The organism is Moellerella wisconsensis ATCC 35017 (genome assembly GCF_001294465.1).
Classification (GTDB): domain Bacteria; phylum Pseudomonadota; class Gammaproteobacteria; order Enterobacterales; family Enterobacteriaceae; genus Moellerella; species Moellerella wisconsensis.
Map to the genome: position 1 here is coordinate 1 of NZ_LGAA01000048.1, position 473 is coordinate 473.

The 473-nt window shown below is 53.5% G+C and carries 1 pseudogene; it reads right to left on the reverse strand.

Annotated features, from left to right (window positions below):
- Positions 1–75 precede the first annotated feature (75 nt).
- Positions 76–473 (reverse strand): annotated as a pseudogene (locus tag M992_RS14310) (IS5 family transposase); the annotation flags it as partial.

Below are 473 nucleotides of genomic sequence, written 5' to 3' on the forward strand. Positions count from 1 at the left end.
AAAAGCGATAGCCACTGACGATAAATCAATCACTTACGTATCTGAGTTGGTTAAATAATGTGCTTAACGTACAAAAATTTCCGATCTCCAAACTGACCCCTTGATGGCCGTTTTGTTCTTGCGTGGATGCTGTTTCAAGGTTCTTACCTTGCCGGGGCGCTCGGCGATCAGCCAGTCCACATCCACCTCGGCCAGCTCCTCGCGCTGTGGCGCCCCTTGGTAGCCGGCATCGGCTGAGACAAATTGCTCCTCTCCATGCAGCAGATTACCCAGCTGATTGAGGTCATGCTCGTTGGCCGCGGTGGTGACTAGGCTGTGGGTCAGGCCACTCTTGGCATCGACACCAATGTGGGCCTTCATGCCAAAGTGCCACTGATTGCCTTTCTTGGTCTGATGCATCTCCGGATCGCGTTGCTGCTCTTTGTTCTTGGTAGAGCTGGGTGCCTCAATGATGGTGGCATCGACCAAGGTGC